This window comes from Novosphingobium sediminicola, from assembly GCF_014196525.1.
Taxonomy (GTDB): Bacteria; Pseudomonadota; Alphaproteobacteria; order Sphingomonadales; family Sphingomonadaceae; genus Novosphingobium; species Novosphingobium sediminicola.
On record NZ_JACIDX010000004.1, the window covers coordinates 60365 to 77360 of the forward strand.

Sequence of the window (16996 nt, forward strand, 5' to 3'; positions counted from 1 at the left end):
TATATCAACGGCATGACCTTTTCTGCCGATCCCCGCTCGCTGCTCTATCGCCCCGGCCAGCTTGAACCCGATGAGGCCCGCGCCCTGGTGGGCCGCACATTGGCCCAATGCGACGATGGCGAGCTTTACCTGCAATTCATCGCGTCAGAAGCCTTTGGTTTCGACGACGGGCGGCTGAAAACCTGCGATTACAGCCGCGAGGCGGGCTTTGGCCTGCGCGGCGTCTCGGGCGAGATGACCGGCTTTGCCCATGCCAACGAGATTTCCGCCGCAGCCATTGCGCGCGCGGGCGAAACGCTGACCCTGCTCGATCCGGCCAGCGGCCAGCGATCCGCGCCGCCGGTGCGCACCAATCGCCACCTTTACACCGATGCCTCACCGCTCGACGGGGTGGAATTTGCCGCCAAGGTTGCGCTGCTCGAACAGATCGACGCGGCCGCCCGCGCCCGCGATCCGCGCGTGGCTCAGGTCTCGGCCTCGATTTCGGGTTCATGGTCGGTGGTGGAAATCCTGCGCGCCGATGCCGATGCGGTGACCGACATTCGCCCGCTGGTGCGTTTGAACGTCTCGATCGTGGCGGAACAGAACGGGCGGCGCGAAACGGGCAGCTTCGGGATCGGCGGGCGCTATCTCTATGACGATCTGATGAAGCCCGAAACGTGGAACCGCGCCATTGACGCGGCGCTGGCGCAGGCACTGGTCAATCTGGAATCGGTGGCCGCGCCTGCGGGCGAAATGACCGTGCTGCTGGCACCGGGCTGGCCGGGCGTGCTGCTGCATGAGGCGGTGGGCCACGGGCTTGAGGGCGATTTCAACCGCAAGGGCACCAGCGCTTTCTCGGGCCGTCTGGGCGAGCGGGTGGCCGCGCCCGGCGTGACCGTGGTGGACGATGGCAGCATCGCCGGTCGCCGTGGTTCGCTGACGGTGGATGACGAAGGCACGCCGACCCAGGAAAATGTGCTGATCGAGGACGGCATTCTCAAGGGCTATCTTCAGGATCGCCTCAACGCCCGCCTGATGGGCGTGGCCCCCACCGGCAACGGGCGGCGCGAAAATTACGCCCATGCGCCCATGCCGCGCATGACCAACACCTTTATGCGGGCCGGGAATGACGATCCCGCCGAATTGCTGAGCCGCGTCAAAAACGGCATCTTCGCCAAGAGCTTTGGCGGCGGGCAGGTGGACATCACCAGCGGCAAATTCGTCTTTTCCTGCACCGAGGCCTATCGCATCGAGAATGGCAAGCTGGGCGCGCCGATCAAGGGCGCGACGCTGATCGGCGATGGCCCCTCCGTGCTGACCCGCGTGACCGGCATCGGCAATGACCTTGCGCTGGACGAAGGCGTGGGCATTTGCGGCAAGGGCGGCCAGTCCGTTCCCGCAGGCGTGGGCCAGCCCACCCTGCTGGTCGAGGGGCTGACCGTGGGCGGCACGGGTTGACCCGAATCATGGACGCCCGCGCCGACAGGGCGTAGAATGGCAAGTCTGAAGGGGGCGCTTCAGGCCTAAGGAGAAGGCAAAATGTCTGTTCTTTCCATGCTTCGCATCGCCGCTCTGGCTGGCGGCGCATTGGCCGCTCTGGCCGCCCCGACGGTTAACGCGCGCGAGCGCCTGACGCCCGAACAGGAACTGGCCAAGATCATCAAGGATCGCGTGCCGGGCAAGCCCGTCAATTGCATCAACCTGACCGAGATCCGCTCGACCACGATCATCGACAAAACCGCCATCGTCTATGACATGGGCGGCACGATCTATGTGAACCGCCCACCCTATCCGCAATCGCTGGACGATGACGATGTGCTGATCACCAAGACCTGGGGATCGCAATTGTGCAGCGTCGATATCGTGCAACTAGCCACGCGCGGCGGCGGCGCCGGCATGTGGTGGCGCGGTTCGGTGGGCCTTGGCGAATTCGTGCCCTATACCAAGCCCAAGGTGGCACCGGCACCGGCCGCACCCGCCCATCCCGCAGGCTGAAATCAGGGCGCGCGATGCGCCCACCAGATGACGCCCGCGACGATGGCGATGGCCAGCGCCATTTTGCCCGCGAACATATAAATCAGCCAGCGAGGGATGCCCCCGCTGGCTGATTTGTTTTTCGGTGTCGGTTCGGGACCGATCATTCCCACTCAATCGTGCCGGGCGGCTTCGACGTGTAGTCATAGACCACGCGGTTGATGCCCTTGACCTCGTTGATGATACGGGTCGCCACGCGCGACAGGAAGGCCGCGTCGAAGGGATAGATGTCGGCGGTCATGCCATCAGTGCTGGTCACGGCGCGCAGCGCGCAGACATGGTCATAGGTGCGCCCGTCGCCCATCACGCCCACGGTCTTGACCGGCAGCAGCACGGCAAAAGCCTGCCAGATGGCGTCATAGAGACCCGCGTTGCGGATTTCCTCAAGATAGACCGCATCGGCCTTGCGCAGGATGTCGGCGCGTTCGCGGCTGACCTCGCCGGGGATGCGGATGGCAAGGCCGGGTCCGGGGAACGGATGGCGGCCCACGAAAATGTCGGGCAGGCCCAGTTCGCGGCCCAGATCGCGCACTTCGTCCTTGAAGAGTTCGCGCAGCGGCTCGACCAGCTTCATGTTCATGCGCTCGGGCAGGCCGCCGACATTGTGGTGGCTCTTGATCGTGACGCTCGGCCCGCCAGTAAAGCTGACCGATTCGATCACGTCAGGATAGAGCGTGCCCTGAGCAAGGAAGTCGGCGCCGCCGATCTTCTTGGCCTCGTCCTCGAACACGTCGATGAAGGTCTTGCCGATGAACTTGCGCTTGGCCTCGGGGTCGGAAACCCCTTCCAGACCCTTCATGAACAGGGTCGAGGCATCGACATGGACCAACGGAATGTTGAAATGGCCGCGGAACAGGCTGACCACCTGCTCGCTCTCGCCCATACGCATCAACCCGTGGTCGACATAAACGCAGGTGAGCTGCTCGCCGATCGCTTCGTGGATCAGCACCGCCGCCACCGCCGAATCGACGCCGCCCGACAGGCCGCAGATCACCTTGCCGCTGCCGACCTGTTCGCGGATTTCGGCGATCTTGGTCTTGCGAAATTCGGCCATCGTCCAGTCGCCGGTCAGACCGCAGACATGACGCACGAAATTCTTCAGCAGCTTGCCGCCATCGGGCGTGTGGACCACTTCGGGGTGGAACTGCATCGCATAGATGCGCTTTTCATCATTGGCGATGACCGCAAAGGGCGCGCCCGCCGACGAGGCAACCGGGCGGAAGCCGGGGGCAAGGCTGGTCACCTTGTCGCCATGGCTCATCCACACCTGATGCTTTTCGCCAATCGACCACAGGCCGTTGAACAATGCGCAAGTGTCGTTGATGTCGATGAAGGCGCGACCAAATTCGCCGGCATCGCCGCCGGTCACTTCGCCGCCCAACTGATGCATCAGGCTTTGCTGGCCATAGCAGATGCCGAGGATCGGCAAGCCGCTGTCGAGCAGCACCTGCGGGATGCGCGGGCCATTGGCGTCAAGCACGCTGGCGGGCGAACCCGACAGGATGATGCCTTTGGGCTGCATCCGCTCAAAGGCGGCCTCGGCCATGGTGAAGGGGGCGATTTCGGAATAGACGCCCGCCTCGCGCACGCGGCGCGCGATCAGCTGGGTCACCTGGCTGCCGAAATCGACGATGAGGATGGAGTCGGAGGGCTGGACAGTCATGGCAGGCCCCTAAGGTTTACGGGGGCAAATGTCCAGATGGGGCCGGGCACAGGGCGGCAGAAAAGCGCAAGGTGGAGGGATTCAGCTTTACGCGAACAGGATTGCAAAAAACGCAATCGCGCGCGCCCTCTTCGCACGTGCAAAATAAAACTTTGGTCGTATATGCCACCTCACAGACGGCAGTCACTACGCCAAACAGCGTAAGCAGACGCCGCCATAACAACAAACCAGGAGTAATCCCATGTCGCGCAATATCGTGGCTTTTGCCGCAGCTATCAGCGTCAGCGGCCTGTTTTTCGCCGCTGTTCTGGCCTGATCGCCGGCACAAAACTATAGCTTCAATGGTCCTCTCACCCAATGAAGCATCAAAGGGCTGCCCCACTTCGGTGAGGCAGCCCTTCGCATTTGCAGCATAGAAATCCGCCGCAACGCAACAATCACACCGTCAGGCGCACCGACAGGCGAATGTCACGCCCGGCCAGCGGCGCATAATCTTTCAGGAAACTGGCCGCGCGGCGCGCATCCACGTTGAACAGATTGCGCGCGCCCAGCGTGAAGGACAGCCGCCCGTCCTTGCCGCCCGGCTTATAGCCGAACTCGACATTGACCAGCGTATAGGCGGCCGTTGGGGTTTCCTGCGCGGCAATGCGGTTTTGCGCGGTCACATGCTCGACCTCGCCGCGCAGATCCCAGCGCGGATCGCTCAGCGTTACGCCGCCCAGCACGCGCAAGGGGGGAATGCGCGGGGCCGGGCCCACGCCCGAAATCGTCGCCTTGACCGCATCGCCCATCGCATCGGCCTGCAAACGCCACGCGCCGATTTCCGCCAGCGTGACCGCGCCCTGCAATTCGAAACCGTAATAGCGCGCCGGGGCCTGACGCATCTGATAGACGGGCAGGCCATCCTCGACGGCCCCGGTCGGGTCTTCATAGATGAAATTGCCGAACCAGCTATGATAGACCGAGGCCTCGATCGAATAGCCCTTGCCGCCGCCGCGCAGGATCGCCTCGACGCTGGTCGAACGCTCGGTTTTCAGGTTCACATCGCCGATTTCAAACGCCTGCGTGCCTGCATGCGGCCCATTGGCGAACATTTCCTCGGCCGAGGGCGCGCGCTCGGTGCGCGATCCCGACAGGCCCAGCGTCCAGGCCGGATTGACCCGCCATGTCGCCCCGCCCGAGAAGGAGAACGTGTCGAAACTGCGCTGGCCGCCCCAGAACTGCGTCTGATCGGGCAAGGGCATCGCGGAGAGCTTGGAATGCTCATAGCGCCCGCCCGCCTCGAATTTCACCGCGCCCGCATCATAGCTTTGCAGCGTGAAGAGCCCCAGTTGCTGGGTGCTGTTGCGCGGCAAAAAGGCTTCATCGCCGATCACGTTGAAATCGCGGTTGACGAATTGCACCCCGCTCGCCCCCTGCCAGCCACCCAGCTTGGTCTGGGTCACTTCAAGGCGGCCCTCGATCCCGTGGTTGAAAAATCGCGTGCCGACCGCCCCGCTCGGGTCGAGTTCAGCATGCTGATAGGCGGCATAGCCAAAGCGCGCAGCGATCTTGTCGATAGGTCCGCCGACGGGGCGAATTTCCGCGCGCGCGTCCCAACGGTCCTGTTGCAGCTTGATGCGCGGACTTTCCTGATCCTGATCGGCTGCGGTGGCCAATCGGCTGGGGACGCCATAGAGGCTGTCCTTGTGGCTATAGGCGACGCCGATGCTGCCCTGCGCGCCGATATAGGCCAGACCCGCGCCCGCGTCCCAGCTCTTCGCCGCCGTATTGGCCAGGCGGCCCTTGGCATTGGCATTGGCGGCGTAATCAATATCGGGATTGCCCGTGCCGCTGGCCGCCGTGGCCAAGGCCTGCGCCCGCAGCGCCGGGGTCAGCACATAGCCGCCGATTTTCATGTCATCCGACACCGCCCGGCTGCCGTCGGCATGGGCCACCCAGCCCCCGCCCAGCGGCACATCCACTGTGCCCGCCAGCGAACGCTCATTGGCCGCCGAGCCATAGGAGGCGAGCGCCCCGATATGAATCGGCTCCTTGGGCACTTCGGTGGGAATGCGGCGGTCGATCACATTGACCACGCCGCCCACCGCCGCCGAACCATAGAGCAAAGCCTGAGGCCCGCGCAGCACCTCGATCCGTTCGGCCAGCAGGGGGTTAACCGCGGGCGCATGGTCGGCGCTGGTGTTCGACACGTCGATCGAGCCGATGCCATCGACCAGCACGCGCACCCGCTCGCCCTGCATCCCGCGCAGAACGGGGCGCGAGGCGGTGGGGCCGAAAGAGGTGGCCGTCACGCCCGGCGTATGGGCCAGCGTTTCGCCGATAGAGGAGCGCAGGGCCTGATCGAGATGCGCGCCCTTCAGCACGGCGACGCCCGAGAGCACGTCCTGCTGGTTACGGGGCAGCACGCCCGAGACGACGATTTCGGCGGGAGGCGCGGAATGAATCGCATCCTGTGCCGCATCGGCGGCGCTGTCATCCGCGGCAAGGGCGGGAAATGCCAGACCGGCGGCGATGGCCGCAATTGCGCAGGCGGGGGTGTTGCGCGTGAATTTCATGGGGAAAGCCAGACCCTTGTTCTTGTTGCAGCGCAGCTTTGCCGCGCCCTCATGCCCGCCTTCCTAACAGCCCCCAGAAAATGATACAATATTACATATCGTAAAATCTGCCCATTAGCCGCCATCCTGCGGCCAATCGAGGATCGGGGGCGGAATTCGGCCCACCCCCGATCCTGCGCATCACTTGTTGGCGTATTCCGTCACCAGTTCGTTGAGGAATTCGCGCCCCGTATAGACCGCCTTAACAATCGCGCGTTCGTTGAGCCCATGCGCCCCGCTGCCATCGGGATCGCCATAAAGGCCCGGAGGACCGTAAGAGGGAATCCCCACCGCCTCCAGATAGATGCCATCCGTGGCCCCGGTCGACATTACCGGCACCAGCGGCACGCCGGGGTAATATTTGGCCACCAGCCGCTCCGCAGGCCCCACGATAAAGGGCGTAAGCGGCGGCGATTTGGCCAGCGGGCCGCGATCATCGACCTGCTTCACGGTCATCTTCGGATCGGCGATCACCTTGGCCAGCGTCGCGCGCACGTCTTCGGCAGGCACGCCGGGGAAGATACGGCAATTGACATTGGCCCCGGCCCGCTGGGGCAGCGCATTATTGGCATGGCCGCCATCGAGCAGCGTAGCAACGCAAGTGGTGCGCAGCATCGAGTGATAGGAACGGTCCGTGTTGAGCAGCGCCTCGGCAGCCTTGGATTCCGGACTGCCGATGGGGGCGGTGGCGATGGTCACCATCGCCTTGCCCATATCGCCGCCGCGCGCGGGGCCGGCCTTGGCGAAGAACGCCTTGGTCGTGTCATTGAGCATCAGCGGGAAGTCGAAGGCGCGCAATTTGACCAGCGCGTCCGACAATTCATAGATCGCATTGTCGGGGATCGGGATCGAGGAATGGCCGCCCGGATTGGTCGCCTCGATGCGATAGTTCACGACAGTCTTTTCGCCCACATGCATGTTCTGCACGATGACCTTGCCGCCCGATCCGCTGGTGCGCCCGCCCCCGCCTTCATTCAGCGCAAATTCCGCATCGATCAGATCACGCTTATTATTGGCCAGATATTGCGCGCCATTGAAGGCCCAGCTCGTCTCCTCGCCGCAGGTCAGCGCCAGTTTGAGCGTGCGCTTGTTCTTGACGCCTTCCTTCTTCATCCGCGCCATCATGTCGATCCAGATGGCGTCCATCGCCTTCATGTCCGAGGCGCCGCGACCATAGAAATAGCCGCCCTCCTCGACGAATTCATAAGGATTGCGGGTCCAGTCCTCGCGCTTAGCCACCACCACATCGAGATGGCCGAGCAGCAGGATCGGCTTCAAGGTCTTGGACGTGCCCGGCAGGATCACCACCAGACCGCCCTCCTTGGGATGATCGGGCACGGCAAAGCGGGTGATGTCAGCATCGCCATAACCGGCGGCGCGCAGATGCTTTTCCACCTTGTCGGCCAGCAGCGTGCAGGAGCCGGTGGTGATCGAACTGTCGGTTTCCACCAGCTCCTTATAGAGCGCGCGGAAGGCCGCCTGATCGGGGCGCAAAGGCGCGTCCTGAGCCGCAGCAACGCCCCCCACCATAACCCCTGCCAGAGCCGCAGCCCCGGCCAACAACTGCCCACCATGCTTCATGGATGCCTCCTGCTTCGCCCATTCGCGAGTTTCGCGGCAATTCAGCAGGAAAACTCTGTGGAAGGAAGGGGTGAAAGCGCCTTTCGGTCCTGCGCCAAAATGCCTATAGGCTTCTCATGAGCACCGAAAATCCGAACACCGGCCAGTCAGGCACCAGTCAGTCCAGCATGGGTCAGCCCAACACCAACGCCTATGGCGCAGACTCGATCAAGGTCCTCAAGGGGCTGGATGCGGTGCGCAAGCGGCCCGGCATGTATATCGGCGATACCGACGACGGCAGCGGCCTGCACCACATGGTGTTCGAAGTGTCGGACAATGCCATCGACGAGGCGCTGGCCGGGCATTGCGATCTGGTGCTGATCGAGATCAACCCGGACGGTTCGGTCTCGGTCGAGGACAATGGGCGCGGCATCCCCACCGGCCTGCACCCCGAAGAAGGCGTCTCGGCGGCCGAGGTCATCATGACCCAGCTGCACGCGGGCGGCAAATTCGAGAACACCAGCGACGACAATGCCTATAAGGTCTCGGGCGGTCTGCATGGCGTGGGCGTTTCGGTGGTCAACGCGCTTTCGGAATGGCTCGAACTGACCATCTGGCGCGAAGGGCTGGAGCATTGGATGCGTTTCCGTCATGGCGACGCTGAAAACCCGCTGATCGTCAAAGGCGACGCGCCGATCTATGAAAGCGGCACGCGCAAGGGGCAGAAGAAGAACGGCACCCGCGTAACCTTTTTGGCCAGCGACGAGACGTTCAAGAATGTCACCGTCTATGATTTCGACAAGCTGGAGCATCGCTACCGCGAACTGGCGTTCCTGAACTCTGGCGTGCGCATTCTGCTGCGCGACCTGCGCGGCGAGGAGGTCAAGGAGCATGACCTTTATTACGAGGGCGGTATCGCCGCTTTCGTGCGCTATCTTGATCGCAACAAGCAGGCGCTGATCCCCGAACCTATCGCCATCACGGCGGACAAGGACGGAATCGGCATCGACGTGGCGTTGCAATGGAACGATTCCTATTACGAAAACGTCCTGTGCTTCACCAATAACATTCCCCAGCGCGACGGCGGCACGCACCTTGCCGCCTTCCGCGCCGCGCTGACGCGCACGCTCAACAATTATGCCGAGCGTTCGGGCATGTTGAAGAAGGAAAAGGTTTCCCTTTCCGGCGAAGACATGCGCGAGGGCCTGACCGCCATCGTTTCGGTCAAGCTGCCTGATCCCAAATTCTCGTCGCAGACCAAGGACAAGCTGGTCTCCTCCGAAGTGCGTCAGCCGTTGGAAGCGCTGATGGCTGACAAGATGACGCAGTGGCTGGAGGAAAACCCCGCCCACGCCAAGTCGATCATCCAGAAGGTGATTGATGCAGCCGCCGCGCGTGAGGCCGCCAAGCGCGCCCGCGAACTGACCCGCCGCAAGGGGGTGATGGACATCGCCTCGCTGCCGGGCAAGCTGGCCGACTGCCAGGAACGCGATCCGTCCAAGTGCGAACTCTTCCTGGTCGAAGGTGACTCGGCAGGCGGATCGGCCAAGCAGGGCCGCGACCGCCATTATCAGGCGATCCTGCCGCTCAAGGGCAAGATCCTGAACGTCGAGCGTGCGCGCTTTGACCGGATCATTTCGTCGAAGGAAGTCGGCACTCTCATTCAGGCGATGGGCACCGGCATCCGTGACGAGTTTACGCTGGACAAGCTGCGCTATCACAAGATCGTCATCATGACCGACGCCGACGTCGACGGCGCGCACATCCGCACCCTGCTGCTGACGTTCTTCCACCGCCAGATGCCCGACATCATCCGCGCAGGGCATTTGTTCATCGCCCAGCCGCCTTTGTACAAGGTCGCCAAGGGCCGGTCCGAGGTTTACCTCAAGGACAATGCCGCGCTCGACCGCTATCTGGTCGAAGCGGGCCTGTCGGGGCGGATGCTGGAAACCGGCACGGGCGCGCGCTCGGGCCGCGATCTGGAGGATCTGGTCGAACATGCGCTGCGCCTGCGCAACCTGATGGCCTTTGTGCCCCGCCGCTATAACCCCGCCGTGATCGAGGCGATGGCGCTGGCCGGCTCCCTCGAACATGGGCTGAATGCCGAGGATCGCAAGGTCGCACTCGACAAGGCCGCCGCATGGCTGGGCCGCGCCGACCGCGAGGCCAAGTGGGAAGCGGTGCTGACCGAGGCGGGCCATGTCGAATTCCGCCGCCACTGGCGCGGGGTGACCGACTATCACAAGATCGAGGCCGCCTTCCTGATCAGCGCCGAGGCGCGCAAGCTGGCGCGTCTGGCGGGTGAACAGGCCGAGGTTTACGCAACCCCCGCCAAATTCAGTCGGTCGAGCGCGGCAGCGGCCGAACCCGAACCGGTGATGGAGGAAACCGAAGGCGAGGACGCCCCCGTCGCCGCCCGCCCGGTCGATCTGGACGGCTCGATCACCCGCCCGTCGCAATTGCTCGAAGCGGTGCTGGCCACCGGGCGCAAGGGTCTCTCGATCCAGCGCTACAAAGGCCTTGGCGAGATGAACGCGGAACAGCTCTGGGAAACCACGCTCGACCCGAACAACCGCGCCCTGCTTCAGGTCAAGGTCGAAGACGCCGACGTGACCGACGAGATCTTCACCCGCCTGATGGGCGATATCGTCGAGCCGCGCCGCGAATTCATTCAGGAAAATGCTCTCAACGTGGCCAATCTCGATGTCTGACGAAGAAACCCCCAAGCGCGACTTCACCCACGCGGAGGCCTATATGCCCAGCGAAAGCAACCGTGCGACCGTCGACAACATCCCGTGGGACCAGCCCGCGACGATGATCGACCTCGAAGGCCGCGTGCCGGTGATCGCCCATGTGCGCGAATGCGTGACCCATTTCACGCTCTACAAACCCCATGCGCGCGAAAACGCCCGCCTGCTGCTGACCGCCCCTGTGCATCGCGCCGGGCGGATCACGCGGACATGGCTGCTGGAGCCGGTTGAGCTGGAAGCTTTGGCTGAGAGGTTGAAGCGGGAGACGCATTAAGGGATTTGCGGGGGTTTTGCCTCCGGCGGGCAAAGGGTCTCGACCCTTTGCAATCCTATTACTGTCATTGTTGCGCTATTTGGGTGTCAGACGCCAGGTTTAAGATTTAAAAGCCTGCGGCGCCGATCAGCGCAAAACTGCACCGCAGGCTTTATAAATACCGATGCGCCCTCGCCAACTAAGCGCAGCCCCATAACGGGATTGCAAAGGGCCCCCGCCCTTTGCCCGCCGGAGGCATAAAACCTCCCCAAAAATCACCCCTTGGTAAAATCAAACCTGATCCGCACCCAGGTCCCGATCTGCGGCTTGCCGTCGATGCGCGGCGGCCAGACGAGGAACTGCCACGAGGCGCGACGCAGGCCGCGCGCAAGGCCCGAGCCAAGCGGATATTCATCCAGCTCTTGGCAATTCTCGACATGGAAATGGTCGATGGTCTGACAGGCGATGGTCGCCCATGATCCGGGCGGCGCGTTGGCCCCGGCCAGGAAGGGCCGCAATTCGGCGTCGTTGGGCTCACGATACCATTGGGCAGCATAGAGGTGGACGCCCTTGGGCCCTTCGCCCGGCCCGGTAGCGGCGGCGCGCGCAGCGGCGGCATTGGCGGCGGCGACAGCTTCGGTGCGGCGACCGATGGCGCCAATATCCGAGGCCATGAAATCCTCGTGGCTCAGCTTGATATAGTTGGGCGGCGGGGGCGTGGTGGGTTCGGGCTGCGGCGGACTGGGCACCGGGGTCTTGGGAGGCTCGGCCAATTTGGCGACCTTGGGCGATGACACCTGCTGCTGCGCCTTGGCCTGCGCCTGCTGCTTGCCATCGTCCATCTGGATGGACACCAGACGCGGCTCGCCCGGCTGCTTGTTCGCCCCGGCCAGCCCGAGGCTGAGCAAAGCCGCGATGAACAACGCCATGATCGCCAGCGACAAGCCGATGGCTGTCGCGCGGCTGCGCAACCGCGATTGCTGGGCAAAGGAAGGCTGGGCAGAGATGGCGGGACTTTCAGAGCAGGATTCGGTCGGTAAGCGCGGAAGTCTATGCGCAGGGAAAGCTGTATCGCAGATTTACGAAACCGCTGCAGCAGGCGCAAATCCTGCTCCATCGGGCCATTCACGCCCCGCCAGCCCCAGCACCTTGAACAACACGCCCATCTGATCAGGCGCGGTGAGGCGGTGATAGGCTGCCTCGACGGCCTGCGTCTCATCGGGTGCAGCCTTGGCCAGCGCAGCGGCCCGCTCGGCCATGCCCAGCGCCATCAGCCATCCGCCCTGCCCGGCAAGGCCCATCACGCGCGCGCCTTGGGCCTGCGCCACCTGCGCCGCCGTGACGAAATCTACCAGACAGGTCAGATCCGCCTCGCCCGGCGCCTCGAACGGATCGACATGGGCATGGGCGCGCAAGGCCTGAAAGGTCGATCCCATCTGCCTTGGCGCATAACCATAGTCGATAATCAACGCCGCGCCGCCTTGCGCGGCCAGCCTTGCGCCGATTTCGCCCATCACCGCGCTGGTGGCTGGGCTGGTTTCAACAATCGCGCCCGTCTCGGCCTCACGCCATGCCTGCGGCACCGCACTGTCCATCGGCAATCCGCCCGACACCGGCACAAAGCGATCCCCATCCAGCCCCACCATCCGCTCGCGCCAGCCCTGCGGGGTTTTCACCAGTTGACGCACCGGCAGCGCATCGAGAAATTCATTGGCCACCAGCAGGATCGGCGCATCCTCGGGCAGGGTCGAAAGATCCTCATGCCACACCGCCTGCGGGAAAGCGGCGGCCTGCGCGCGGCGCAATTCGGGCGAGCCTTCGATGAAATGCACCTCGGGCATCAGGCCAAAACGCGCCGCCACACGCAAGGCGTCGCGCGCCAGCGTGCCGCGCCCCGGCCCCGGCTCGGCATAAATCACGCGCGCGGGCGATTCGGCCCGCCGCCACACATCGGCCATCCACACGCCCACCATCTCGCCAAACATCTGGCTGATTTCGGGCGCGGTGATGAAATCGCCCCCCGCGCCCAACGGATCGCGCGTGGAATAATAATGGGCATTGGCCTGCGCCATATAGAGCGCGAGCGGGATCGGCCCCTGCATCGCAATCAGGCGGCGTAGGCTGTCCGACAGATCAGCCATCGGCGCCCGACCGCACCGGCACCCGCGCCCCCAACATCGGCCGCGTCAGCGCCCGCACGATCAGGAACAGGCCCAAAAGGATCATCGGCACGGTCAGCCATTGCCCCATCGACATATGCGTGCGGGCGGCAAATTCCTGCAATTGCTGATCCGGCTCGCGAAAGAATTCGACGATGAAACGGGCCAGACCATAGCCCAGCGAGAAAGTGCCCATCAGCATCCCCGGCCGCCAGCGCGCCCGCGTCAGCCAGAACAGCGCAAACAGCACCGCCCCCAGCGTCAGCCCCTCAAGGCCAGCCTCGTAAAGCTGGCTGGGATGGCGCGCGAAATTGCCGGCCGCCTCGTCGGGAAAGACCATCGCCCAGGGCACATCGGGTCCTGCCACCCGGCCCCACAGCTCGCCATTGATAAAATTGGCGATGCGCCCAAAAAACAGCCCCACCGGCGCGCAGGGCGCGACATAATCCATGACCCGGATAAAGGACAGACCGCCCGCCCGGCACACGCCCCAGACCGCCACCAGCACGCCGATCAGCCCGCCATGAAAACTCATGCCGCCCTCCCACAGGCGCAGCATCTTCAAAGGCTCGGTATAGAGCGTGTGGTCATAGAAGGTGGCATAGCCCACACGCCCGCCCAGAATGATCCCCAGCGTGCACCAGAAGAACAGGTCATCGACATGGCGCTGGGCCAGCGGGCTGCCCGGTTGGCGGATCATCCGCGTCATGTGCCAATAGCCGAACACGATGCCCGCCAGATAGGCCAGCGAATAGAAGCGCAGGGTGAAGAAGCCCAGGCTGATGCCCTTTTTCAGCCCCAGATCGGCCCAGAAGATCGGCTGTTTCACCGCGCTTGCCCCGGCCGACAGAATATCGACGAGAGGCAGCGAGACATGCGCAAGGTCGTTCAACATGGAGAACTAAGGTCCGTGGCTGGGGCAAAAAGCCCATTTTTTCCTAATGAGCCGCGCGATACAACAAGGCGATGACAGAAGTCACCTTTTTCTGCGTCAAACCTCTGGCGCGGCCATGGTCCAACGGGGTAGAGTGATAAGTGTCGCTTAAGTAGAGATGTTTAGACTTGGCCTGCAAGCCTCCTGTTGAAAGCCGCCGATGAACGCCATTCGCATCCCCAACCAACGCGCGGTCATCGACCGCCGCGCTTTGACCATCGCCATTGCCGATGCGATGGATGCGGCGGGCAACAAGGCCAGTACCGCGCGCCAGCCCATCGTCGATCTGCTGCGCAAGGCGCTGGCCGATGGGCGCGAGGAGATCAACCGCCGCCTGATGGAACGCCCCGGCGCGGGCCATGATTGTGCCGAGGCGCAGGCTTTCCTGACCGACCAGTTGCTGCGCGTGATCCACGATCATGTGATTTCCGACGTCTATCCTTCGGTCAACCGCACCACGGGCGAACGGCTGACGATCATGGCCGTGGGCGGCTATGGCCGGGGCGAGATGGCGCCTCATTCCGATGTCGATGTGGCCTTCATCACGCCCTCCAAGCAGACCCACTGGTGCGAGCAGGTGATCGAGGCCATGCTCTATTTCCTGTGGGATCTGGGACTGAAAGTCGGCCATTCGAGCCGCAGCCTTGATGACACGGTCCGCATGGCCAAATCGGACATCACGATCTGCACCGCGCTGCTCGAAGGGCGCTATGTCTGGGGCGATCAGGCGCTGTTCGACGAATCGCGCCGCCGGTTTTTCGCCGAGGTGGTCGAGGGCAGCGAGCGCAATTTCGTCACCGAAAAACTGGCCGAGCGCAACGAGCGACACAAGAGGCTGGGCGACAGCCGCTATGTGGTCGAACCCAATGTGAAGGAAGGCAAGGGCGGATTGCGGGATCTGCACACGCTCTACTGGATCGGCAAATATCTGCACAAGGTGCGCAGCCCGGCCGAACTGGTCGATGTGGGCCTGCTCACTCAGGACGAATATCGCGCCTTCCGCCGCGCCGAGAGCTTTTTCTGGGCGGTACGCTGCCATCTGCACACGATCACCAACCGCGCCGAGGACCGGCTGACCTTTGATCTGCAACGGCAGGTGGCCCAGCGCATGGCCTTTGCCGACCGGCCGGGCAAAAGTGCGGTCGAGCGTTTCATGCAATATTTCTTCCTTCAGGCCAAACAGGTCGGCAGCCTGACCGGCGTGTTTCTGGCGCAATTGGAGGAGCAGACCGAGAAGAAGAAGCGCAAGGGCTTCCTCGCCTCGCTGCGCGGGCGCGCCCGCACGATCAAGGGATACAAGGTTTCCCATGGCCGCATCGCCGCGCCATCGGATGACTGGTTCGAGGCTGACCCGGTGCGGTTGCTCGAAATCTTCACGATTGCGGATGCCGAAAGTTTCGAGATCCACCCCGAAACCATGCGCCACATCGCGCGCGACGCCAAACTGATCGACGCCGAGGTCCGCAAGAACCCGCGCGCCAATGAGCTGTTCATGGAGTTGCTGACCAGCCGCCATGATCCTGAAACGGTGCTGCGCTGGCTGAACGAGGCGGGCGTGTTTGGCCGCTTCATCCCCGATTTCGGCCGGGTGAATGCCCAGATGCAGTTCGATATGTATCACCACTATACGGTGGACGAACATACGATCCGCGCGATCGGCCTGCTGGCCCGGATCGAGAAGGGCGAACTGGCCGAGGATCACCCGCTGGCCACCGCGATCATCGGCAAGCTGCATCACCGCCGCGCGCTTTATGCCAGCGTGCTGATGCATGACATCGCCAAGGGGCGCGGGGGCGACCATTCGGTGCTGGGCGCGGAAATCGCGCTGCGCCTGTGCCCGCGTCTGGGCATGACCAGCGAGGAGACCGAACTGGTGAGCTGGCTGGTGCGCCAGCATCTGCTGATGAGCGCCACCGCGATGAAGCGCGATCTGGCCGACTGGAAAACGATCAGCGATTTCGTCGCCGTGGTGCAATCGCTCGAACGGCTGCGGCAATTGACGCTGCTGACCATTGTAGACATTCGCGCGGTGGGTCCGGGCGTGTGGAACGGGTGGAAGCGCCAGTTGCTGACCGAACTGTTCTCCAGCGCCGAGGAACGGCTGCGTCTGGGCCATGTCGAGCGCCACCGCGCCGAACGCATCGCGGCCAAGCAAAAGGTCGTGACCGAACGCATGGGCGCGCAAGGCTCGCTGGTCGCGCGCTATGGCAAGCAGTTCACCGACGCCTACTGGATTGCCGAACCCGACGATGTGATCGCGCGCAACCTCGTGCAATTGCATGAGGCCAAGGGTGCGCCTTTGTCGATCACCACCAGCTATGACGAAACGCGCGGTGCCACGTTGGTCATGGTCATCGCCTCGGACCACCCCGGCCTGTTCTATCGCATCGCGGGCGGCATCCACCTGGCCGGCGGCAACATCATCGACGCGCGCATCCACACCACACGCAGCGGTACGGCGGTGGACAATTTCCTCGTGCAGGACCCGCTGGGGCGGCCCTTTTCCGAACAGTCGCAATTGGAGCGCCTGCAAAAAGCCATCGGCGATGCGCTGGCCAACCGGGTCAAGCTGCTGCCCCAACTCGTCGCCCGGCCCCTGCCCCGCCCGCGTCAGGAAGCGTTCGAAGTGCGCCCGCGCGTCGAATTCGACAATGACGCCTCCAACCGCTTCACCGTGGTCGAAGTCTCGGCCCGCGACCGGCCCGCGCTGCTCAACCGATTGGCGCGCGCGCTGTTCGAATCGCGCCTGATCGTCCATTCCGCCCATATCGCCACCTATGGCGAGCGCGCCGTCGACACGTTCTATGTCACCGACCTGTTCGGCGGAAAAGTCGATGGCGGCGGGCGGCAGAAGACAGTCGAAAAACGCTTGTTGGAGGCGGCCAGCGAAGAGGTGGCGGAGGTGGTGGCTTAAGGTTGCGCCTAAGGTGATGCCTCCGGCGGGTTAAGGGCGGGGGCCCTTAACAATCCCGGTATTGTCGAGATTGCGCTTGGGGTTCGACCTTGGGTGTCGGACGGGATGTTAGAATTTGAAATCCTGCGGCGCTTTTTGACGTGAGTTCGC

The 16996-nt window shown here is 63.6% G+C and carries 12 protein-coding genes; 5 read left to right on the plus strand and 7 right to left on the minus strand.

Going from position 1 to position 16996, the window contains the following annotated elements; all coding sequences use genetic code 11:
- The first annotated feature begins 12 nt into the window (after window positions 1-12).
- Both tldD and GGR38_RS06220 read left to right on the plus strand, forming a co-directional pair.
- Window positions 13-1440, plus strand: a complete 1428-nt coding sequence (gene tldD / locus GGR38_RS06215) for a metalloprotease TldD (protein ID WP_183623738.1) — start codon at window positions 13-15, stop codon at window positions 1438-1440.
- 81 nt (window positions 1441-1521) lie between these two features.
- Window positions 1522-1977 carry a hypothetical protein gene (locus GGR38_RS06220; RefSeq protein WP_246404281.1) on the plus strand — a complete coding sequence of 152 codons (456 nt, stop codon included), beginning with the start codon at window positions 1522-1524 and terminating at the stop codon, window positions 1975-1977.
- A gap of 2 nt (window positions 1978-1979) precedes the next feature.
- Here the strand turns inward: GGR38_RS06220 and GGR38_RS06225 are convergent, their stop codons facing one another.
- The 4 genes from GGR38_RS06225 to GGR38_RS06240 all read right to left on the minus strand — a co-directional run bounded on the left by GGR38_RS06225 (window position 1980) and on the right by GGR38_RS06240 (window position 7857).
- Window positions 1980-2123, minus strand: coding sequence for a hypothetical protein (locus GGR38_RS06225; protein ID WP_183623740.1), 144 nt, complete (start codon window positions 2121-2123; stop codon window positions 1980-1982).
- Window positions 2120-3679 (minus strand): glutamine-hydrolyzing GMP synthase, encoded by a 1560-nt coding sequence (gene guaA, locus GGR38_RS06230; protein ID WP_183623742.1) that lies wholly within the window; start codon window positions 3677-3679, stop codon window positions 2120-2122. Before guaA ends, GGR38_RS06225 begins: the two co-directional genes overlap by 4 nt.
- Before the next feature lie 437 nt (window positions 3680-4116).
- Entirely contained in the window at window positions 4117-6237 is a 2121-nt protein-coding gene (locus tag GGR38_RS06235) for a TonB-dependent receptor (RefSeq protein ID WP_183623744.1), read from the minus strand.
- A gap of 180 nt (window positions 6238-6417) precedes the next feature.
- On the minus strand, window positions 6418-7857 hold the full coding sequence (locus GGR38_RS06240; RefSeq protein ID WP_183623746.1) for a M20/M25/M40 family metallo-hydrolase: 1440 nt from the start codon (window positions 7855-7857) through the stop codon (window positions 6418-6420).
- Window positions 7858-8024: 167 nt separating this feature from the next.
- On the opposite strand from GGR38_RS06240, the gene gyrB reads away from it, so the two are divergent.
- Window positions 8025-10547, plus strand: a complete 2523-nt coding sequence (gyrB, locus tag GGR38_RS06245) for a DNA topoisomerase (ATP-hydrolyzing) subunit B (protein WP_246404302.1) — start codon at window positions 8025-8027, stop codon at window positions 10545-10547.
- 43 nt (window positions 10548-10590) lie between these two features.
- Window positions 10591-10860 (plus strand): hypothetical protein, encoded by a 270-nt coding sequence (locus GGR38_RS06250; RefSeq protein WP_183624085.1) that lies wholly within the window; start codon window positions 10591-10593, stop codon window positions 10858-10860.
- Between the two features lie 254 nt (window positions 10861-11114).
- On the opposite strand, the gene GGR38_RS06255 is transcribed toward GGR38_RS06250, so the two are convergent.
- The 3 genes from GGR38_RS06255 to lgt form a co-directional block, all read right to left on the minus strand.
- Entirely contained in the window at window positions 11115-11810 is a 696-nt protein-coding gene (locus GGR38_RS06255) for a hypothetical protein (protein WP_183623749.1), read from the minus strand.
- Window positions 11811-11918: 108 nt separating this feature from the next.
- Window positions 11919-12980: a class I SAM-dependent methyltransferase gene (locus GGR38_RS06260; RefSeq protein WP_183623751.1), complete on the minus strand. Its 1062-nt coding sequence runs from the start codon at window positions 12978-12980 to the stop codon at window positions 11919-11921.
- Window positions 12973-13893: a prolipoprotein diacylglyceryl transferase gene (lgt, locus tag GGR38_RS06265; RefSeq protein WP_183623753.1), complete on the minus strand. Its 921-nt coding sequence runs from the start codon at window positions 13891-13893 to the stop codon at window positions 12973-12975. The genes GGR38_RS06260 and lgt overlap by 8 nt, the downstream gene beginning before the upstream one ends.
- A gap of 199 nt (window positions 13894-14092) precedes the next feature.
- On the opposite strand from lgt, the gene GGR38_RS06270 reads away from it, so the two are divergent.
- The gene (locus GGR38_RS06270) at window positions 14093-16846 is read left to right on the plus strand and encodes a [protein-PII] uridylyltransferase (protein WP_183623755.1); all 2754 of its coding nucleotides are present in this window, start codon (window positions 14093-14095) and stop codon (window positions 16844-16846) included.
- The last annotated feature ends 150 nt before the right edge of the window (window positions 16847-16996 follow it).